The organism is Algoriphagus lutimaris (genome assembly GCF_017051705.1).
Classification (GTDB): domain Bacteria; phylum Bacteroidota; class Bacteroidia; order Cytophagales; family Cyclobacteriaceae; genus Algoriphagus; species Algoriphagus lutimaris.
On record NZ_JAFIDJ010000004.1, the window covers coordinates 75,575 to 96,577 of the forward strand.

Here is a 21,003-nt window from a genome sequence, read left to right on the forward strand (position 1 = left end):
CAAGTTAGGTCAGAATGGTTTTGGCTGAAAGTATAGCATCCAGCTTTTTACTAAAAAGCAAGATTAAAACGCCTCCTACAGCCGCAATCGCAGCATGCATTAACCAGAACTCTGCCGGACTCATGCTTTCATAAATTCCTCCAAGCCATCCTACCACAAGATTTGCGACAAAAACTGATATATATATAATTCCCATCATGGTGGAGTTGAACCGAGCTGGAGCTCCCCTAGAAACAATTGCCAATAAGGTTGGCAACTGATACATAAAACCTACACCCATACCAAATGCGCAAAGGACTGGCCAGATCAGATGAACCTGTCCATCCCCTGCGAAGAAAATACCAAGCAAAAGTGCGGAATGACTGGCCACCGCGATCCATGCCCCAGTTCCAATTTTTTGTAATTCATTAGGTTCGCTGCCTCGAGAAGCCTGCCATTTCCAAATTATAAAAAGCAGTGGGACGGCTAGTACAGAAGCAATAGAATCTACTGACTGAAACCATGGAACGGGAATATTAAAACCTCCTACGCTCAAATCAACGTTTTCCTGAATCCAAATTTTAAAAACATTAAAAAGTTGATAATAGCTTGCCGATTGGAAAATGGTAATGATAATAACCACAAGGGATGCTATCACCTTTCGTTTTTCTTCAGGAGCCAAACTGGATTTATCCAGATTAGAATGAGAAACTTTGGCAGGAAGGTATCGATAGCCATAAAGATATGTCAACAAACCAATTACCATAAATACCCCAGCGATTCCAAAGCCATAATGCCAACCATAGGCTTGGGCAAGATAGCCGCATAATAATGGGCCGAAGATCGCACCAATATTTATAGCTGTGCTGAAAATGACAAAGCCTCGAGTTCGCCGAACTTCATCACCAGCAGGATATAAAGCACCTACCTGTGCTGCGATGTTTCCTTTGAGAAAACCAGATCCGATAATCAAAAGTAATAAGGCTAGAAGAAAGGTCTGATCAAAAGCCATGACGATATGACCTGCAGTCATTAATAGAGCCCCAATCACCACTGCATTTCTTTGACCTGTCCAGCGATCCGCGATCAGTCCTCCAAAAACCGGCGTGAAATAAACAAAGCCAGAATACAATCCAAAGATCAGAGAAGATATTGCAAGAGTTGAAAGTGGCCCAGTTATGGACTCAATAAGATTTCTAAATCCTTCAAAACCAGCGATATGCTCGACATGACCAGGTAAAAGTAATTGGTTGACCATGTAAAGCACCAACAAAGCCGTCATTCCATAAAATGAAAATCGTTCCCAAGCTTCCGTGAAAGCCAAGTAGAAAAGCCCTTTGGGATGGCCAAAAAAATTCTGCTCCGTAATGGAAGCAGTCTTACTGGTACCTTCTATAGGTTTGCCTTGATTTTCATTCATTACAATTTTTTACAGTTTAGCTAAAAGTAGCATTTAAAATGAAAAAAGTACTTTTCACCGGAAAGACACTCGAAAAGGAAATGTTTGAACCTAACATTAATCTTCTGATTTTATTCTCTTTAAAAACCTACCTTCTGACTATTGCCCGCTTCATCAAATTGGCTTATATTGAAGAAAATAGGATTAAAATAAGTTTACCCAATAAGTAATATTTAATTCCTCAAGATTTATTTGAATTCATTTTTGTAATTGAGAGACTTTTTCTCCCAATGACTTTTTCAGTAGCGTATCTTCAATTAATAAAAATTTTAGATGGATAAAGAATATATATCCCGTATAGTCAAGAAAATTGCTGAAGAAAAATGCCTGGTTATTTTAGGACCTGAGCTACTCTATGAAAACGGCGAGAGCACCAATAGTAAGCTGGGAAAAGAGCTTCATTCTACCCATGGAGATCAGGTAAAGTATTATCCCGACGATGAGATGTTTAAGTTTGACAACTCACTTCCCATTGTAGTGATTGAAGATGATATTCAGGATTTTTATAATCAATTAGAGCCCAATGAACTCTATAAAAAAATTGCAGATATCCCCTTTGCCACCATCATCAACACTGCTCCGGATAAAACACTAAACAAAGCCTTTGAAGCTAAAAATATCCCATTTGATTATGATTATTATCGTAAAGGTGAAGCGCAAAAGGAATATGAAAGAACTAACAAAACACTGATCTATAATATTTTTGGAGATTACTCAGACATCAATTCCCTCATATTGACTTTTGACGATCTGTTTGACTACCTCTTTAGTATTATGGGGGATTTTGAACTGAATATCAAAAGTGAGTTACGAAGAGCAACTTCCGTCCTTTTTATAGGATTTGATTTTGATAAATGGTATTTCAAATTATTGCTTCGGCTGATCAAAATCAATGAAAATAAGTTGCTCCACTCCCATGACATACATCAAGAGAATAGTAAGAATTTTTATTCAGAGGAGTTTAAGGTCACATTTTTTGGAAGTAATTCCGCAGAGGAAATTATCATCGAAATCCACAATCAGGCTTTAGAAAAAGGGCTAATCATTGCAAAACCAGAAATATTTGTATCCTATGCCTGGGGAGGAGAAAGCGAAGAGATTGTCGATAAATTGGATACCGTTCTTCAAAATAATAATCTAAAACTTACCAGAGATAAACGCGATCTAGCCTATCAGGAACGAATCAGTTTTTTTATGGATCAAATAGGAAAAGGAAAGGGAATTGTGGTGGTGATCAGCGAAAAGTATTTAAAGTCCCCCTATTGCATGTACGAACTCCTGGAAATCTATCAAAACAAAGACTTCGAATCGAGAATAATCCCAATCGTTCTTTCTGATTCTAAGATATACGAAACTGATTCCCTTTTGGCCTATCAGGAATTTTGGATTGAAGAGAAGAATAAATTAGATCAAAAAATAAAAGAAAACGGTGGTGATGCAATCGCTGTAATTGGAGAGGAATACAAGTTATTCAAACGGGTGGTAGACAACTGGGGGGATCTGATGACAATTCTAAAAGATATCAACTCACTTTCTACTGAAGAGCATCTTAAATCCGAATTCGCCGGAATAATAAAAACACTCAAGGAAAAGGTACAGCCTAATTAATCAAATGGAAAAGCATTACAGATACCCAGGTACCAGACCTTTCCAAGAAGATGACCGCAATTTATTTTTCGGTCGAAATGAGGATATAAAAAAACTGACAGAACTTATTGTGCTCGAAAAGATGGTCGTGCTTTTCAGCAAATCAGGTTTTGGAAAATCCTCTTTGCTCAATGCAGGGGTAATTCCAAGGCTGAAAGAAGTAGAAAATTTTCAAACCTTAAACATAAGATTCAATGATCCAGAACGAAATCCTGTAGAATTACTGAGTTTCCATCTTGAAAACAAAAAAGGGCAAAACACCTTTCTGGATTCAAAATTCAATATTCTGGATGAGCTGCCGGATGACATTTCGGCGAAACTCTGGTACTACGCAAAGTCTATCCAAATAGCCCAAAGAGATTCTATACCAATGGTCCTGATTTTCGATCAATTTGAGGAACTTTTTAATTATTCTCCCTCTCAGGTAAAAGACTTTGCCAGCGAGCTGGCCACATTGCTCAACCCAAATCTTCTTGTTTCTATCCGAAGCTTATTCAAACAAAAAATCGCTGCCTCCCGTGACTACTTTACCAAAGAGGAAACTGATCTTTTACTGGAGCCCCTCAATCTGAAAGTGGTTTTTTCCCTTCGAAGCGATCGAATCAGTCTTCTTAATCAACTGAAAGATTCCATACCGGCTGTTTTTAAGAAAACTTATGAACTTCAGTCACTAAATGAAGCTCAAGCTAGAGAAGCACTCTTGGAACCGGCAGGAAAAGCAGGGGATTATGCCTCGCCCCAATTCTACTTTTCTAAGGATGCCCAAGACCGTATTCTAAATAGCCTGATAGACAAAGAAAAAAAACGAATCGAGACCTTTCAACTTCAACTCATCTGTCAGCATGCGGAGGAAAAAATAATTCAGAAACAAAAGGACCATCCAAATTCCACCCATCTTGAATTGACTGCTGAGGAGCTGGGTAAACCAGAAGATCTTTTCGAGGAACATTATAATACAATCATTGGCAGTCTTCCTGAAGAATCCCAACATAAAGCCCGAATTCTGATTGAAGACAAATTAATCATAGGAGGCAATCGGGTTCCGCTTCCAGAATCTGTGATTATTACCGAGTACCAAATCCCAGAAGAGCTATTAAAGACCTTGGTCGATAAGCGATTGCTTCGATCAGAACCCAATACGGTGGGAGGAACCAGCTTTGAATTAAGTCATGATACTTTAGTCGATCCTATTCAGAAAACTGCAAAGATAAGAAGGGAAGAAGAAGCTAGAAAACAAGCTGAAATTGAAAGATTTGAAAAAGCAAAAATTAGAAGCAACCGTATAATTAAGGCTTTATTAGTAATTTCTATTTCCGGTCTTGTCTTAGCTGTATTTTTAGGGTATCAAGCTTTTTCCGCAAGTAATTTAGCTAATGCACAAAGAATTGAAGCGGAAACTCAAAGAATTGAAGCGGAAAAACAGAAAGAAATAGCCGAAGCTTCCAGAGAAGAGGCAATCCGAATCAAGCAGAGGGCAGATTTAAATAGGGAAATAGCAATTACCCAAAAAATGCTTGCAGATTCAGTAATTACTGAAACTAGAAGACAATTTGCCAATTACAAAGCTTTACTTCTAAAATCAACAGCGATAAATTTAATGGCAAAGAGTAAAAATACTGAGGCATTAAGAGTAGCAGAGGCAGCCTATGCTTCTGCTCTTCAAGCTAATCCTGAGATAAAGGAGGTTCTTTCAAATTTTTTACTTGCATCTTTTTTCTCTAACTACCTATCTCAGATTTTAAAATTTAATCAAAATACAGGGGACATCTTCTTAGCCTTCTCTTCAGATGGAAAATCTTTACTCGCCGGAAATGATGAAAATACAGAAATCCTTTGGAATCTGAATGGAAAGCAAAGCCAGACCCTTCAGGAACATGCTGACTCGGTTTCCTTTATCTCATTTACCTCTGACGGAACAGCTGTCCTTACCGGAAGTGGAGATAGGACCGCTATTTTCATGAAAACAGCTTCAGGGATTTATGATTGGCTTCAAAGCCCAGAATGTCAAATCCGACAACTCACTGAAAAAGAAAAAAAGGAATATTGGATAATTGTTGAAGAGGAAAAGAACTGAAAGGCAAATAAAAAATCTCCCTCTAACTAAAAAGTCAATCATAAAATCATTAGGAACTCACATGAAATCGGTCACCGTCATAGGTTCAGGTATTATTGGATTGACTTCGGCCATCGCCTTGCAGGAAGCAGAATTTCAGGTGAAAATCATCGCGAAAGAACCTTTTCAGAAAAGCCTTTCACATAAGGTAGGTGCGATCTGGTTTCCTTTTGAAATTGCTCCCAAAGAAAAAACGAATGCCTGGGCTACGAACTCCTATACCCGGTATTTGCAAGACCTGCCCTTTCCGTCAGGCGTTTCGATGATTCCATTTATCAATGCATACACCGAAGGTTCCAATACAGACTGGAAAGAACAATTACCAAAGGGAATTGTGCGGGAAGCAAAAAAAGAGGAATTACCCAATGGAATAGCTCAAGCTTTGCATGCGGAAGTACCTTTGGTAGAACCCGGAATCTATTTACCCTATCTTTTCAATCAATTCCTTGCGAATGGAGGGCAGTTTGAATTAAAGAAGATTTCTTCCTTGAAGGAACTAGCGGAATTAGGTCAACTCGTTGTGAATTGTACAGGATTGGGAGCTAGAGAACTATGTCACGATAAGGAGCTCTACCCGATTCGTGGGCAGATTCTTCGTTGCGAAAAACTAAATGCCATTTCTTTTGCAGACCCAACCAAGAAAGGTGCTTTGCGCTATGTCATCAATCGGAGTTCGGATACCATCATAGGAGGAACAGATTATGAGCATGATTGGAACCCAGAAGTAGACCCGGAGGATACCACTTTAATTCTTAACAGGTTAAAAGATTCTGGAATATCAGAAGCCCCTAAAATCCTCGATGAGTTGGTGGGTTTAAGACCCAAAAGAACAGCCGTTCGGTTTGAGTTTGACGCAGATCACCTTCACGTTTTTCATAATTATGGACATGGAGGAGCAGGATATACGGTGGCTTGGGGATGTGCGATAGAATTGTCGCAGGTTTTAAAAAGCAGCTACACTCCTAGTATTTAAAATCAAAGATGTTTTGCTAACTTAAAATTCACCTTTCCACTCAACCTTAAACCATGAAAACTATCCTCAGTTTATTGGCAGGAATTATATTTTTTTCTGCATGTTCTTCTCCTCAAACCTATGACGTCTTAATTAAAAACGGACAAATCATGGATGGCTCCGGCAGTTCATCCTATATAGGAGATGTAGGAATCAATGCCGATACCATTGCTGCCATAGGAGATCTCAAAGGAGCCAAAGGAGTCTTGGAAATCGATGCAACTGGTCTAGTGGTCGCTCCTGGTTTTATCAATATGCTGAGTTGGGCGGTGGAATCCCTGATCGAAGATGGGAGGTCTATCAGTGGCATCAAACAAGGGGTCACGCTAGAGGTCTTTGGGGAAGGAAACTCCATGGGCCCTTTGAATGAAACTATGAAGGAAGAAGAACTGAAGGCCCAAGGAGATATCAAGTTCCCTATCAGTTGGACGACTCTCAGTGAATACCTGGATTTTTTGGTGGAAAAAGGCGTTTCCACCAACGTGGCATCTTTTATCGGTGCTACGACGGTTAGAATCCATGAACTGGACTATCAGGACCGTGCTCCAAATCAGGAAGAATTAGAGGCCATGAAAAAATTGGTTCGACAAGCTATGGAAGAAGGCGCTATGGGAGTAGGATCTTCGTTGATTTATGCCCCGGCATTTTATGCCAGTACGGAAGAACTCATTGAATTATGCAAAGTGGCTTCAGAATACGATGGCATGTACATTTCCCATATGCGTAGTGAAGGGGGAAGATTGCTGGAAAGCTTGGATGAATTGATCCAGATTGCTGACGAGGCGGATATCCGGGCAGAAGTATACCACCTCAAAATGAGTGGTCAAGATAATTGGAACAAATTTGATGCAGTAGTAGCCAAGATTGATTCTGCTAGAGCAGCTGGGTTGGAAATCACCACCGACATGTACAACTACGTGGCGGGAGCCACAGGATTGGATGCTTCCATGCCCCCCTGGGTTCAGGAAGGAGGCTATGATAAATGGGCGGAACGTCTCCAAGACCCTGCCATTCGAAAACGCGTATTGAAAGAAATGACCACTCCAACCAATGAATGGGAAAGCCTGATGCAGGCGGTGGAAGGGCCTGATAAAATCATTTTAGTGGGTTTTAAGAACGATAGTCTAAAATACCTGACTGGAAAAACCCTGGCAGAAGTAGCGGCCATGCGAAATCTTTCTCCGGAAGAAACCGCCATGGATTTGGTAGTTCAGGATGGTAGCCGAGTGGGTACAATCTATTTCTTGATGTCGGAAGAAAATGTTAAAAAGCAGATCGCCCTTCCTTACATGAGTTTTGGTTCGGATGCAGGATCCTACTCCATCGAAGGAATATTTCTGAAGTCCAGCTATCATCCAAGGGCTTTTGGTAATTTCTCCAGATTACTAGGTAAGTATGTAAGAGAGGAGCAAGTAATTCCTTTGGAAGAAGCCATTCACAAATTGACCACTTTGCCTGCCAATAATTTAAAAATCAAAAAAAGGGGCGCATTAAAAGAGGGATTCTTTGCTGATCTGGCAATTTTTGACCCAAATGAAATCCAGGATCATGCGACTTTCGAGGAACCTATGCAGTATGCAACGGGGATGGTACACGTATTCGTCAATGGAAACCACGTGTTAAAAGACGGGGAGCATACAGGAGCTTTTCCAGGCCAGGTGGTGAAAGGACCAGGGTATCAAGGCAACAATTAAAAAAACTTTCTCTTTCAAGCATCTTTTTTCACTAAAACAGAACTTTCCAACCGAAATTCAAGTTCTAAACTTGATCGTATTATCACGATTAATTAGTTTTGAACCATGGGACTCGCAAAAACTGAAATATTCAACCAGCAACAAAATGAAATCGCTTCATTGGCCAAAGCACTAGGCCACCCCGCCAGAATCGCCATTCTGCAACATCTATTTAAAATCAACGCTTGTGTTTGCGGGGATTTAGTAGAGGAAATAGGATTGGCGCAGGCTACCATTTCCCAACATCTGAAAGAATTAAAACAAATCGGACTCATCAAAGGAAATGTAGAAGGCACCAGCGTTTGCTATTGTATTGACAAAGAGAAATGGTCAAAAATGAAAGGACTACTCTCAGAGTTTTTGAATCTAGACCTTCGTAATTCCACTTGTTGTTAAGAACCCTTTAAGCATTATATATCATGAACAAGGAACAAGAATTAAAAAACATCGTCAAAGAGCGATATGCAAAAATAGCAGAGCAAGGAAAAGCTGAAAATGCGGCTTCCTGCTGTGGTGCTACCACCCCATCCAATAAGATTTACAATATCATGATGGATGATTACTCTGAAACCGAAGGGTATTTAGAAGATGCGGATTTAGGCTTGGGCTGTGGCTTACCGACACAGTTTGCCAAGATTCAAAAAGGAGACACCGTGATTGATTTAGGTTCAGGTGCAGGAAATGACTGCTTTGTAGCGAGGCATGAGGCAGGTGTGGAAGGTAAAGTGATCGGAATTGATTTTACGCCTATCATGATCCAAAAAGCCAGAGCCAATGCAGAGAAACTGGGCTACAACAATGTGGAATTTAGAGAAGGAGATATTGATAATATGCCTGTCAACGATGCCGTAGCCGACGTAATTGTTAGCAACTGTGTTTTGAATCTAGTTCCAAATAAGCAAAAGGTAATTTCTGAAATCCACAGAGTTCTAAAACCAGGTGGACACTTTAGTATTTCTGATATTGTGTTGGTAGGTGATTTACCTGAAGCATTGAGAGAAGATGCGGAAATGTATGCAGGATGTGTGGCAGGAGCGATTCAAAAATCCGAATACTTACAGTTCATTCAAGAACAAGGATTCCAAAACATCACGATCCAGAAGGAAAAACCAATTGTGATTCCAGATGATATTTTAAGCAAATACCTATCTGAGGAAGAGGTGAATGAATTCAACAAAGGAGCAACAGGAATTTTTAGTATTTCAGTATATGCAGAAAAGGCTGGAGCTAAATCCTCTAAACCCAAGTTTAAGCTTTCAGAGTTGCAATCCGGTTCTTGTTGTGAGCCAAGTTCAGGATGTTGTTAATATTTATAGCCCATGGTTAAAACCATGGGCTATTTTTTTCTTTTTCAACTTGCTGGAATCAAAAATTTTCAGCTACTTTTCTACACTTTCAAAAGATTACTTGCTTCGGGTACTATAGAAAAGAGTCTTTTTTATCGCCAACTGAATTTGAAAAACCGGATCCTTTTACTGATCATCTATCTGGCATTTATCAGCCTTGGTTTACCGGATGCCCTGTTAGGCTCTGCTTGGCCAGCGATGTTTGAGTACTTAAAAGTACCTGTCTCATATGCAGGAATAATTTCCATGATCGTAGCTGGCGGAACTGTTATTTCCAGTCTGTTTAGTGGCCATTTGATTCAGAAATTCGGGGAGGCAAAAGTCACTACTTTCAGTGTTTTCCTTACAGCACTTGCCTTGATGGGCTTTGCCTATTCCCACCATTTTATGTTCCTCTGTTTGTTGGCAATCCCTTTAGGTTTGGGGGCAGGAAGTGTAGATGCCGCGCTTAACAATTATGTAGCCCTGCATTACCAAGCAAAGCATATGAACTGGCTACACAGCTTTTGGGGGGTTGGTGCTGCGATAGGACCAATGATCATGGCAAGTTATTTTGCAAAAGGAGGTCTTTGGACACAAGGTTACCATACAATTGCCTGGATTCAAATTGGCTTGGTCATCATTTTACTGCTTTCCTTGCCATTATGGGTTCGTTCGAAAGAGGATACTTCTGAAGAAAAAAAGGATTCAAAAAGCCTTTTCAGTTTGCTTAAAGCCATACCGGGATTGAAGCAAGCATTGCTGATCTTCTTTTGCTATTGTACCATTGAGGCAAGTTTTGGATTATGGGGAGCTAGTTTTTTAGTTTTTGAAAAAGGCTTTCCAGTCGAGAAAGCAGCGAGATTGGTCTCACTTTATTATATCGGAATTGCGGCAGGAAGATTTCTTTCCGGATTCTTAACCCACTATTTCACCAACCGCCAATTAGTCTTTGCTGGCCAGGGTATTATAGGGATAGGGATCATTTTATTACTGCTTCCTTTCGAATCAGTTTTATTACCTGGCTTTCTGCTCATAGGCTTTGGATGTGCCCCCATTTTCCCAAGTTTACTTCATGAAACTCCTGTGAATTTTGGTAAAAAACATTCTCAAAAAATCATGGGAATGCAAATGGCCAGCGCCTATGTTGGTATTACTCTGATGCCATTTGTTTTCGGCGAATTATCCACCTTTACCGGGTATTCATTTTTATTACCATTTCTGGGAGTGTTCCTGTTTGTAATGATAATTCTCACAAAAATGCTCCATCAAAAAACAGCTAAGATAAATTTGACTACTGAACATCATTAATCTTGCTGAATAGTTTCAAGCAGGATCTTGGAGAAACCATTCGGTTTAACCAACTAATTATTGCCATACAGCCGTCCAAAATTGAGACTACAATACCCTTTAAAAAATCTAATTTCTTCATTCTGACACTTATCACCCTGTGTTTTTTAATCTGAAGATTTGAAGATATCTTGGGAGGTAACCTTTCAAAGTATCTATGTTTAATAAACCCAAATTTTTGTCCCTGCTTATTTTTATCGTTTTGCTAGGGAATGTAACACCCAACTTTGCCCAAAAAGATTCTAACCAATTTATCTACGGAGACTTACTTCCTGATGCCCCAGTATTGGCTGCAAGAGGAAACTATGCTGTAGGCGTACAGACACTGGATTTGATCCATGAAAATCAACTGGACATCCTCAACTATGGGAAAGGCGGAGATTCATTATACAATCGACCTTTGAAAGTCGAAATTTGGTATCCATCGGAATCTAAGGAGGGATCCAATGAAATTATCTCTTATGAAGAAGTCATGGGACAGAACGGGTCTCCCTCGAGGCCAATCATTCCTTTTACTTTTTTGGGAAGAGCTACAAGAGATGCAAAACCTACCTATTCTGACTCTCCATTTCCACTGGTGATCGTATCGCATGGTTATACTGGGTCTCGTTATTTAATGACTTATCTGACCGAAAATCTAGCATCCAAAGGGTATGTAGTGGTAGCTATAGATCATACCGAAGCAACTTTTAGAGATGCAGGAGGCTTTCAAAGCACGCTACTAAACCGGTCCTTGGACGACTTGTTTGTTTTGAATGAAATGGCCAGATTAGGACAAGATCAAAGTTCATTTCTAAATGGTTTAGTGGACGCAAACAATACTGCTTTGATTGGCTACTCCATGGGAGGCTATGGCGCAGTGAATGTAGCAGGAGGCGGGTACAGCCCTCAGGCAGCTCAACTCTTTGGAGGAATGACAGGGGGAAGCAATGCTCTATTGAAGAGGACAGTAGGCAATCCCGAATTTGAGGCATCCATTGATCCAAGAATAAAAGTCATCGTAGCTTTTGCTCCCTGGGGAATGCAAAGAGGAGTTTGGAATGCAGAAGGGTTGGCAGGTATCAAAATTCCATCATTCTTTATTGCTGGAAGCAAAGATGATATCTCCGGATATGAAGATGGTACAAAAGCGATTTATGAAGGTGCGGTAAACTCTGAGAGATATTTACTGACTTTTAAGGAAGCCCGGCATAATACTGCCCCTAATCCGGCCCCTAAAGAATCTTTAAATCCAGGTTTGAATATTGACGAATACTTGAGATATGCTGATTCAGTTTGGGATTCAAGAAGAATGAATAATATCAACCAGCATTTTGTCTCGGCATTTTTGGGATATTATTTGAAAAATAAGGAGGACTATAAAGCTTATTTTCAGTTAGATCCTGATTCTAAAGAGAAGGAATGGCCTGGCTTTAAGCCTAGAACTACCGTAGGATTAGAATTGGAGCACCAAAGTCCAAGAAATTAACTTTTGCTGATACAGGAAATAAGACAGTCAAATAAATTATCCATCAGTTCATCGCATCGCTAGTATCTTATCATGAAAAGAGGTTTTGAATTTATCAAACTGCTCCAGGAAAACAACAATCGTGAATGGTTTAAAGAGCATAAACCTGAATATGATTTGATTAAGGAAGAGAATACAAAGTTTTTCAACCAGATCTATTCAGAACTCCAAAAACATGACAGTTTAAATAAAATCCATATCTCTAGAATCTACAGAGATATCCGCTTTTCAAAAGATAAAAGACCTTTCAAAACCAATTTCGGAGCAGGATTCTCTCGAGTCAAACCTTTGTTGAGAGGTGGCTATTATCTCCAGGTAGGCCTAGATAGCAGTTTTGTAGGAGGAGGTTTCTGGGCTCCAAATAAGGACGATTTATTCCGTATTCGAAAAGAATTCGAAATGAATCCAGAGGAAATCCAGCAGATCACTTCAGACAAAAATTTCTTGAAATACTTTGGAAAGCTTGAAGGGGAGGATGGGGTTAAAAATGCTCCAAAAGGCTTTGACAAAACACATCCCGCAATTGATTTGATTAAGAAAAAGCAATTTGTGGTAAGAAGAAGATTTACTGATCAGGAGGTTTTAGATGGGGATTTCCAGAAAGAGGTGCTTCTGACATTTTTGGCTATGCGACCATTTTTTGATTACATGAGCGAAGTGCTTACAACTGACCAAAATGGAGAGTCGATATTGTAATAAATGATCTTGAAGTTACAGACCATGCCTTAGATTTTCTACATAGCTGCTGAGATTTCTCCTTTCAGTCGAAATGACCTTAAAACAATTTCCCGTCCCTATTTGTATCTCCACAAACATAAAATAGCCCATGGTTTAAACCATGGGCTAGGAATTTACAATCCGTATTTCTCTCCCATTTCCCGAATCATCTTGTATCCATTCTCTGCCATATCCCAAGGTTCGGAGAAATTCCTCCACACCCCGATAGAATTCGCAAAAGCAGGATCATTTCGGGTAAATCCTTCGATAGTCAACCATCCCTTATATTTCACCTCAGCCAATGCTTGAAAAGTTTCATCGAAATTGACATGACCCGACCCTGGGGTTCCTCTGTCATTTTCAGAAATATGGAAGTGGCACAATTGAGGAGCAATAAACTTGATCGCATCTCCCAATTTCTTTTCCTCAATATTCGCATGGTGTGTATCAAACATGGCCTGCACATTCGGATGATCGACTTTCTTCAACAAATGAGAAAGTTGACCCATCGTATTACACAGATAACATTCAAATCGATTCAAGGCTTCCGGCGTCAATAATACTCCAGCATCTTTGGCATAATCCCCAACTCCATGTAGCACTTCAGCAGACCAGTTGTATTCATCCTCTATGGGTTCCCTCGAAGCAAAAACTGTAAATGCAGAATGGTATGGACCACATAATACCTGTGCATTCAAATCGACTGCCCGATCTATCACCCACTTTAACTGTTCGCTGGCAGCAGCACGGATTTTGGCATCTGGAGAAATCGGATTTTGTTCTGGCCCCATTACGGTCACAGCAGTTACTTCCAAACCGATATCTGCACAATGTTTACCGATCATTTTGAAGGATTCTTCCGGAGATCCTCCAATAAAAAATTCTGCCCCATCGTACCCGATTTTTTTTAATCGATCTAATACGGGCAATAAGTTCTCTGACATCTCCGCAGACCATGCCAGTACATTAAATCCTATTTTGTTCATCGCTTTAATCTTGTCAATAGACCGCAGTCTACGGTCGACAGCCGCACATAGGTGGACTGCGTTCAGTGGACTGTTGACCAAATCTTATTTAAAATCCTCTACTTTCATTCCTTTTCGGAAGCTATCAAAACCAAACATGGTAGGTTTATAGGACCCGACAATCGCTACATTTAATTCAGGAGTGATCACTTCAGGCATATCTAAAAGCCAGAAGGATGCGTTGACAATAAGTCTTCGCATATCCTCCACTTGGAAATCCAAAGAGGATCCCAAAGTACTTCCCAATACTTTACCAGTTTTCCCACCTTCCATTTTGTACTCTTTGGTCCAAGCAATAGGCATGATGGATTTATCCCACATCAAAGGAGCATCTGGAGTCATTCCTGCAGTTGACTGCCCATAAAGCAGTACATTGGCAGAAGCGGGAAGGTTTTTTATGGAATATACATCGGTAGGTGCCCAAATATCATCTACTCCACGAAGAATCGGATGATCAGCATCCCGGTCTACTCCATCGGCCAAGGCTCTTGTACCTTCGGATTTATGGATTCCATGATGTGCTACCCAAGTTTCACCAACGATCTGCTGTCCAAATCCTCCTTCCCATCCAGGGATTTTGCTATTCCAATTCCATTTGAAATAAGGAGAGTTTTGATCCTTTATCGCAAAAGGGTGTGTGGAAGTTCTCAGAGCAATAAAAGGCTTACCCGATTTAAAATAATCCTCCAACTGTTTCATTTGATCCATTGGAAGATCTCTAAATCGAATTAACATAATCACCAGATCAGCATCCTGAAGATGGTCCATTCCCGGAATATTTTTTTGATAGCTAGGTACAATATCTCCTGTCTCTGGATCAATTGGGAACAGCACAGTGGTATTGAAACCATAGGTCTCGGAAAGAATTTTGGCCATCATGGGCATGGATTCTTCAGATCGATATTCATCATCGCCTGAAATCAGCACCACGTGTTTACCTTTCCCAGGTCCAGTTTTCCCTTCAAATTGAAGAAAAGTTTTACCATTTTGGGCGCAAGCCACAGAAATTGAAAAAGAAAGTACCAGAGCAAAAACAGTTGCCCATTTACCATTAAAGAGGTTTTTCATAGATTTTTTGGGTTGAAATGGGAAGAAATAAAAATATTTCCCTCCCACCAAACAGATTATGTTTTACGGTTATTTTATTTCAAAAATTTTAGGGAAAAATTTACCTTCCATTTTTTCCCCTTTCGGAATAATAGGTACACCCTGCAATAATGGTTCATTGGTATCAGAAACTGTACCATCAGCAAATACATTCAATACAAATGCTCTTCTGGCATTCTCGGAATAATTCGCAAAACTTCCATGTACCATCAAGGGATGGTGAAAAGTAGCATATCCAGCTTTCAAGGGAGCAGCTACCGGTTTAAATTCTTTCAACTGCTCCTCATTGAGCATGGCCTTTAATCCATCCATTTCTCCTGCTAAAGCAGGTTTGTCCAGCAATCCCCAACGATGACTTCCGGGAATATAATTCAGGCATCCATTTGCCTCAGTAGCATCATCCAATCCACACCAGCAGGTCAGGTGTTGCATAGCAACAGTCCGGGTCCAATAAGAGTAATCCTGATGCCAGGCCACATTTCCTCCATGCTTAGCGGGTTTACAGAAAAGCTGATCATGCCAAAATCTCACTGATTTATTACCAAGCAACTGACTGGAAGCCATCAAGAAAGCTGGATTCCAAATTACATCATGAAAAGCCGGGTGTATCCTCCAATGCCCTAATGAATGAAACAATACCTGATTGGGGTCAGAAGACTCGTTGCTGTGAAACTCATGGAATAAGTGGTGCATGGGATGCTTTGGATTGGATACCTTTTCCAATGCTTCTTTTAAAACACGAATCTGATCTTCATCCAATAATTTGATTCCTGCCAAATACCCATTTTCATGGAAGAAGTCAACCTGATCTTGGCTTAGTCGATATTTCTCCCATTCAGCTTCTGTTTTGGGCTGTTCGAAAAGGTCCGTAATTGGATGAGAATAATCCGATAGATCTCTCATTTTTGGGTGCGTTAAGTTGACATGGAAGTTAACAAAATCCTGATTTTGATCTGTCATTACTTTCTGATTTTTCGCATAATTATTGAAATACATTGCACTTCAAATAGGTTTATTCAACTGATTTGCCCTGAAAATTCAAGAAGGCTTTGTCAGTTAAGACAAAACCTTCTTAGGAGGAAACATACATTTTTGATCAAGAACTATTAAAAAAAGTAATTAACCGCCCCCTTATTGGCACCCAAACCAATATTAGTAACCTGCGTTCTGAACAAGGTTTGAATTGTTTCTTATCTCCGCAGTAGGGATAGGAAATAGCAATTCTCTTTCTTTTAAAGTAGGACCATATATAAATTGGTGTCCCACATACTCTTCAAACTGACGGGTAGTCACATTGAACCCTTTCCTGATCCTCACCATATCAAACCAGGTTTTGTTCTCAAATGAAAGCTCAAAGAATTTTTCTTTCCATATCGCTTCCCTTAACTCCGTTTGTGACATTCCCGTCAGTGGATCCAATTCGGCTCTTTCTCTTATCAAATTTACCGCTTGATAGGCCTCATTTGTGGGGCCATTCGCCTCATTGGATGCTTCTGCATAAATCAACAAAACTTCTGCATACCGGATAATCGGCCAGTTCATATCACTGCTAGTGGTACTAGTTTGAGCCAATTCATCAAAATGTTTATAGATATAATAATCTCCCAATTCCAAAATCTGACTTCTATCATCCCTAAGTGAGTAGCTGGTATAATAAAACTCCTTTTCATCGGCTCGCTTATCACCAGATTCGTAGGATTTCACAAATTCCTCCTGGGCAAAAATCCCTCCTGTCTCTGCACTATAATTTGAAATTCCACGGTTATAAGGAATAATCGAAACTTGCCAGCTAGATGGCTGGATGTAAGCAGCAAATTGCGCCATAAAAATATTCTCCCCTAGGTTTTTCATACTAGGATCATGAAGTGCATCATAAGAATCAAACAGTGAAAATTCTTTGGAGTCAATCACTTCCTTCGCTTTCGCAGCTGCTAAGCTATAATATTCATTTCCTTTCTGTAATGGATATCCTGCCATGGTCAGGTAGACAGAAGACAGTAAGGATTTGATAGCCCCCATTGACACTCGCCCTGTTGCATCTCTCATAGGCAATCCAGAGTCTTCTGCTTCAGTCAAATCCATGACAATCTGATCATAAACCGCAGAAGGATCTGCAGGATTTGGATATAATTCTTCGGAAGTCAAGTCTACAGGATTGATTATCAAGGGAATATTTCCAAAAATCCTAACGAGGTTGAAGTAATAATATGCTCTCAAAAACCTGGCTTCTCCTAGAAGTTGTTGCTTTTGAGTTTCATCCATATTCATCTCAGGAATATTGGCAATTGCCAAATTGGCATTGGCTATCCCTCTATAATAATTGGTCCAAAAGGTTTGACCATAGCCATTGTCTGAATTATTCACCAGGTCTTTAACGAACAAGCTGTACTGAGCTTGTCCCAATTCCGTATCTGCCAAACCCGTAGCAAATTCCAACATCATCCAAGGTCCACCATTAAACCCACTACTCATAATTGGCTGCATACTTTGATAAATGGAATTCACCACACTGACAGCATGCTCCGGTTTTGTAAAGTAGTTGTCAAGGGTAAAATTTGATTTGTCGGTTTCATCTAGAAAGTCCGCACAGGATGTTGCGAAAAAGACAGCTGCAAGAACAAGGACTTTACTTATATATGTTTTTATACTTTTCATAATTTTCAGGGTTTTAGATTACAAACTGACGCTTAGACCAAGCATAAAAACTCTTGGTTTTGGGTAGGCATATAAATCAACTCCTTGATCAAATGCGGCTCCGGAAGTAGATACCTCAGGATCGTAACCTCCATATTTTGTAGAAAGGAAAAAGTTTTGAACTGAGAAGAAGGTCCTTAGATTTCTCACTTTAATTCTCTCCAATAATTCGGGGGCAAAATTATAGGACAACATCAGGTTTCTTCCTCTTACAAAAGATCCATCCTGAACCCTGTCAGAATCATTGTTGGTATTATACCCTGCAGTCAAAGGTCTAATCTGTGCTATATTGGTGTCCTGATTTTCTGGGGTCCAGGCATTCAAGACAGTTTTAAAGCTGTTGGCAATCCCTGTACGATCTTCGGCCGAATGCTTGCTTCTAAACAAAACATCATTGCCATAGCTAAACTGAATATCTACTAACAATTCAAAATTCTTGAACCGGAAGGTGTTGGCAAAGGTCCCAAATCCATCAGGTATCCCTTTTCCAATAATTACTCGATCTGCATCATTAATGACTCCATCTTCATTGACATCTTGATATTTGATGTCTCCAGGTCTTTTATTATATGTTGCTGCAAGAGATTCTTCATCTGTATTCCAAGTACCTTGGTGTACAAACCCGAAGAACGAACCTACTGACTCCCCTTCCCTCACAATGGTTGATCCTAAGAAAATATCAGCTCCCCCGGTTAATTCTTTGACCGTGTTTTTGTTGTAGGAGAAGTTAAAGTTGGTATTCCATGAGAAATTAGCCCGCTCAATATTGACTGTATTCAAACCAATTTCTATTCCTTTATTTTCCATACTTCCTACATTCTTACTGACTACAGTATATCCGCTACTGGAAGGAACCGGAGCACTCAACAGCATATCATCGGTAATCTTTCTATATAAGTCGACTTCAAACATGACTCTGTTTTGAGCAAATCCTATTTCCGCTCCAAAATCTACCTGGCTCGTTTTCTCCCATCTTAAATCTGGATTGGCCAGCCTGCTAATACCTATTCCGATTTCTCTTTGGTTATTGAAAACCACAGAGTAATTCCCCATACCTGCCAAAGACTGATAAGCAGTGATTTCTGAGTTACCAGTTTGACCGTAGCTGGCTCTTAATTTCAAATCAGAAATTGTAGCGCTATTTCTCAAGAATTCCTCGTCCGATGCCCTCCACGCAAATGCTGCAGAAGGGAAAAATGCAAATTGATTTGAGGAACCAAATTTGGAAGAACCATCCACCCTTCCAGTGAAGGTAAACAGGTATTTATCGTTAAGAGTATAATTAATTCTACTGAAATAGGAATTTAAACCATAGGCTACACTTCCAGATTGAGGTTGAACTGCATTGGCTCCAGCTCCTAGATTATTAAACATAAAATAGTCATCCTGGAAATTCTGTGATCTGGCCATCGCGTTAAAACGATCTACATGCTGCCAAGAAAGTCCAACCATCGCATTTAATCTATGAAGATCATTAAATTCCTTTAGGTAGGTCAAATAGTTTTCAAACTGCCAAGAGTTTAATCGGTCATTAAATATAGAGGCATCTCCTCCCTGATTTTTAGCAATGTAATTCAGCTCTCTGCCTCCATAGTAATCAACCCGTTGATTTACAATATTCGCAGAAATATTAGACCTAAGCTCTAGACCTTCAGCCAGATAAATATTAGCATAAACATTACCGATGATAGTCTGTGTATTGACTAAATACACTCTTTCTTTGGAGACTTGTAAGGGATTATTTCCTCCTTCCATTCCTGGATAATCAGCATTTCCAGCCCAACTTCCATCTGGATACCTCACAGGAATTATCGGAAGTGCTTCCAATACTTGCCTCATAGCTACAATTCCACCATTACCTAATGGGTCTACTTGACTTTCTTTTTGATCATTGTAGCTCAGGACACCTCCAACCTTGATCCAGTTTTTAAGCTTACTATCAAAAACAAAACGGGAAGAATACCTTTTCATCCACGAGTTTGCCATCAAGCCATCTTCATCTCGATAACCCAAGTAAACTCCAAAATTGTCATCGACATTTCCAGAAGTAAAGTTTAACTGATGGTTTTGAGTAAATGCAGGTTTAAAAGATTCTTCCTGCCAATCTGTATCATATAGTGGATTGCCATTTGCATCAAATAAGTTAGGATCAGTACGTTTTAAGGCCGGGTCCTTGTAAATTCCATTAGCCCATCCATTCGGGTCGTATTTTTGAGCATTTTGATAAGCTAAATCTTCAGTGGCTAAAAATTCTGCTGAATTAAGTAATGGGATTTTCTTCGGAAGAACACCTATACTATAGTTTCCTTCATAAGAAATAATTCCTCCAGATTGACTACCACGTTTCGTAGTAACCAGAATCACACCATTGGCTCCCCTTGCTCCATAAATAGCGGTTGCGGATGCATCCTTTAAAACTTCTACTGAGGAAATATCATTGGGGTTGATATAGTCTATGGGTGTACTCCCATTTGCCAATCCTGCTGCATGCATAATTACCCCATCGATCACATACAGTGGATCATTGGCTATACTCACTGAGGTATTTCCACGTATACGGATATTTGCTCTACCTCCAGGACGACCAGAGTTAATTGACACATTTACTCCTTGAATTTTTCCTGAAAGTGCATTGGATAAAGAAGCTGCGGGCCTTTCTTTTAAATCATCTTCACCTACAGATCCAACAGAGCCTGTTAAATCTGATTTCTTCTGAGTACCATATCCAATCACGACCACTTCGTCCAACTCAGATTCATCCATCTCCAGATTTACCATTATTTCTTGAGAAGGGTCAGTTATCACTACTTCCTTTGTAGTAAATCCAATGAAACTAATAACTAAAGTTTCATTTACACTTGCTTCTATGGAGAAGCTTCCATCATTTTCAGAAACTGTTCCTCTCTGGGTTCCTTTAACTACCACCAGTGCTCCAGGAACTGGTTCTTCCTGCTCCCCGGAAGTCACAACTCCTTTGATCAAAGAAGTTTGGCTTAGGGCAAGGTGACTTAGGAAAAAGAATGAGAAAAACACTCCCAGAACGATAGATTTCCAGGGGGTTGTAAAAATTTTCAGCATACATTAAGGGGTTTATTATTTTAGTAACTAACCCAAAGTATCTGAAGAACAAAGACTTAGTATCCTGCGGAGTCCTGATATAAATCATTGAAATACAACAGGATAGATCAGGATAACTAATTTATAAAAAGATTGATTTTATAGGTATTTCATAAAATAACTAAAACGTTTAATCACTTTTAAAACAACATTCATATAACTAAAAAAACCTTTTAAATAAAAATTCAAACAACTAGACACTTCAATATCTCACCCAA

General features: G+C 39.7%; 15 protein-coding genes. 9 read left to right on the forward strand and 6 right to left on the reverse strand.

Annotation, left to right across the window (positions count from 1 at the left end; all coding sequences use genetic code 11):
• Nucleotides 1–4 precede the first annotated feature (4 nt).
• Nucleotides 5–1,399 (reverse strand): peptide MFS transporter, encoded by a 1,395-nt coding sequence (locus JYB62_RS18790; RefSeq protein WP_205646949.1) that lies wholly within the window; start codon nt 1,397–1,399, stop codon nt 5–7.
• Nucleotides 1,400–1,711: 312 nt separating this feature from the next.
• On the opposite strand from JYB62_RS18790, the gene JYB62_RS18795 reads away from it, so the two are divergent.
• From JYB62_RS18795 to JYB62_RS18835, 9 genes are all read left to right on the forward strand, one after another.
• Complete coding sequence (locus tag JYB62_RS18795) at nt 1,712–3,046, forward strand: toll/interleukin-1 receptor domain-containing protein (RefSeq protein ID WP_205646950.1); 1,335 nt, start codon at nt 1,712–1,714, stop codon at nt 3,044–3,046.
• Nucleotides 3,047–3,050: 4 nt separating this feature from the next.
• Nucleotides 3,051–5,159, forward strand: a complete 2,109-nt coding sequence (locus JYB62_RS18800; protein WP_205646951.1) for an nSTAND1 domain-containing NTPase — start codon at nt 3,051–3,053, stop codon at nt 5,157–5,159.
• 61 nt (nt 5,160–5,220) lie between these two features.
• Nucleotides 5,221–6,171, forward strand: coding sequence for an FAD-dependent oxidoreductase (locus JYB62_RS18805; RefSeq protein WP_205646952.1), 951 nt, complete (start codon nt 5,221–5,223; stop codon nt 6,169–6,171).
• Nucleotides 6,172–6,224: 53 nt separating this feature from the next.
• Entirely contained in the window at nt 6,225–7,904 is a 1,680-nt protein-coding gene (locus JYB62_RS18810; protein WP_205646953.1) for an N-acyl-D-amino-acid deacylase family protein, read from the forward strand.
• Nucleotides 7,905–8,009: 105 nt separating this feature from the next.
• Nucleotides 8,010–8,339 carry an ArsR/SmtB family transcription factor gene (locus JYB62_RS18815; protein ID WP_205646954.1) on the forward strand — a complete coding sequence of 110 codons (330 nt, stop codon included), beginning with the start codon at nt 8,010–8,012 and terminating at the stop codon, nt 8,337–8,339.
• Nucleotides 8,340–8,362: 23 nt separating this feature from the next.
• Complete coding sequence (locus JYB62_RS18820; RefSeq protein WP_205646955.1) at nt 8,363–9,250, forward strand: arsenite methyltransferase; 888 nt, start codon at nt 8,363–8,365, stop codon at nt 9,248–9,250.
• Nucleotides 9,251–9,274: 24 nt separating this feature from the next.
• The gene (locus tag JYB62_RS18825) at nt 9,275–10,579 is read left to right on the forward strand and encodes an MFS transporter (protein WP_205646956.1); all 1,305 of its coding nucleotides are present in this window, start codon (nt 9,275–9,277) and stop codon (nt 10,577–10,579) included.
• Between the two features lie 196 nt (nt 10,580–10,775).
• The gene (locus tag JYB62_RS18830) at nt 10,776–12,086 is read left to right on the forward strand and encodes an alpha/beta hydrolase family protein (RefSeq protein ID WP_205646957.1); all 1,311 of its coding nucleotides are present in this window, start codon (nt 10,776–10,778) and stop codon (nt 12,084–12,086) included.
• Between the two features lie 72 nt (nt 12,087–12,158).
• Nucleotides 12,159–12,821 carry a DUF2461 domain-containing protein gene (locus JYB62_RS18835; RefSeq protein WP_207758655.1) on the forward strand — a complete coding sequence of 221 codons (663 nt, stop codon included), beginning with the start codon at nt 12,159–12,161 and terminating at the stop codon, nt 12,819–12,821.
• Nucleotides 12,822–12,976: 155 nt separating this feature from the next.
• On the opposite strand, the gene JYB62_RS18840 is transcribed toward JYB62_RS18835, so the two are convergent.
• The 5 genes from JYB62_RS18840 to JYB62_RS18860 all read right to left on the reverse strand — a co-directional run bounded on the left by JYB62_RS18840 (nt 12,977) and on the right by JYB62_RS18860 (nt 20,746).
• Nucleotides 12,977–13,828, reverse strand: coding sequence for a sugar phosphate isomerase/epimerase family protein (locus JYB62_RS18840; RefSeq protein ID WP_205646958.1), 852 nt, complete (start codon nt 13,826–13,828; stop codon nt 12,977–12,979).
• Between the two features lie 84 nt (nt 13,829–13,912).
• A complete protein-coding gene (locus tag JYB62_RS18845) occupies nt 13,913–14,935 on the reverse strand; it encodes a ThuA domain-containing protein (RefSeq protein WP_205646959.1) in 1,023 nt (340 codons plus the stop codon).
• Between the two features lie 69 nt (nt 14,936–15,004).
• Nucleotides 15,005–15,877, reverse strand: a complete 873-nt coding sequence (locus JYB62_RS18850; RefSeq protein ID WP_205647067.1) for a phytanoyl-CoA dioxygenase family protein — start codon at nt 15,875–15,877, stop codon at nt 15,005–15,007.
• Nucleotides 15,878–16,126: 249 nt separating this feature from the next.
• The gene (locus JYB62_RS18855; RefSeq protein ID WP_205646960.1) at nt 16,127–17,629 is read right to left on the reverse strand and encodes a RagB/SusD family nutrient uptake outer membrane protein; all 1,503 of its coding nucleotides are present in this window, start codon (nt 17,627–17,629) and stop codon (nt 16,127–16,129) included.
• A gap of 18 nt (nt 17,630–17,647) precedes the next feature.
• The gene (locus JYB62_RS18860) at nt 17,648–20,746 is read right to left on the reverse strand and encodes a SusC/RagA family TonB-linked outer membrane protein (protein ID WP_205646961.1); all 3,099 of its coding nucleotides are present in this window, start codon (nt 20,744–20,746) and stop codon (nt 17,648–17,650) included.
• Nucleotides 20,747–21,003: the final 257 nt, after the last annotated feature.

Bases quoted from the DNA above. Each gene is read 5' to 3' on its own strand.
- JYB62_RS18855 (WP_205646960.1), bottom strand. From the start codon at position 17,629: ATGAAAAGTATAAAAACATATATAAGTAAAGTCCTTGTTCTTGCAGCT.
- JYB62_RS18850 (WP_205647067.1), bottom strand. From the start codon at position 15,877: ATGAGAGATCTATCGGATTATTCTCATCCAATTACGGACCTTTTCGAA.
- JYB62_RS18810 (WP_205646953.1), top strand. From the start codon at position 6,225: ATGAAAACTATCCTCAGTTTATTGGCAGGAATTATATTTTTTTCTGCA.
- JYB62_RS18795 (WP_205646950.1), top strand. From the start codon at position 1,712: ATGGATAAAGAATATATATCCCGTATAGTCAAGAAAATTGCTGAAGAA.
- JYB62_RS18825 (WP_205646956.1), top strand. From the start codon at position 9,275: ATGGGCTATTTTTTTCTTTTTCAACTTGCTGGAATCAAAAATTTTCAG.
- JYB62_RS18860 (WP_205646961.1), bottom strand. From the start codon at position 20,746: ATGCTGAAAATTTTTACAACCCCCTGGAAATCTATCGTTCTGGGAGTG.
- JYB62_RS18820 (WP_205646955.1), top strand. From the start codon at position 8,363: ATGAACAAGGAACAAGAATTAAAAAACATCGTCAAAGAGCGATATGCA.
- JYB62_RS18845 (WP_205646959.1), bottom strand. From the start codon at position 14,935: ATGAAAAACCTCTTTAATGGTAAATGGGCAACTGTTTTTGCTCTGGTA.
- JYB62_RS18835 (WP_207758655.1), top strand. From the start codon at position 12,159: ATGAAAAGAGGTTTTGAATTTATCAAACTGCTCCAGGAAAACAACAAT.
- JYB62_RS18805 (WP_205646952.1), top strand. From the start codon at position 5,221: ATGAAATCGGTCACCGTCATAGGTTCAGGTATTATTGGATTGACTTCG.
- JYB62_RS18815 (WP_205646954.1), top strand. From the start codon at position 8,010: ATGGGACTCGCAAAAACTGAAATATTCAACCAGCAACAAAATGAAATC.
- JYB62_RS18830 (WP_205646957.1), top strand. From the start codon at position 10,776: ATGTTTAATAAACCCAAATTTTTGTCCCTGCTTATTTTTATCGTTTTG.
- JYB62_RS18790 (WP_205646949.1), bottom strand. From the start codon at position 1,399: ATGAATGAAAATCAAGGCAAACCTATAGAAGGTACCAGTAAGACTGCT.
- JYB62_RS18840 (WP_205646958.1), bottom strand. From the start codon at position 13,828: ATGAACAAAATAGGATTTAATGTACTGGCATGGTCTGCGGAGATGTCA.
- JYB62_RS18800 (WP_205646951.1), top strand. From the start codon at position 3,051: ATGGAAAAGCATTACAGATACCCAGGTACCAGACCTTTCCAAGAAGAT.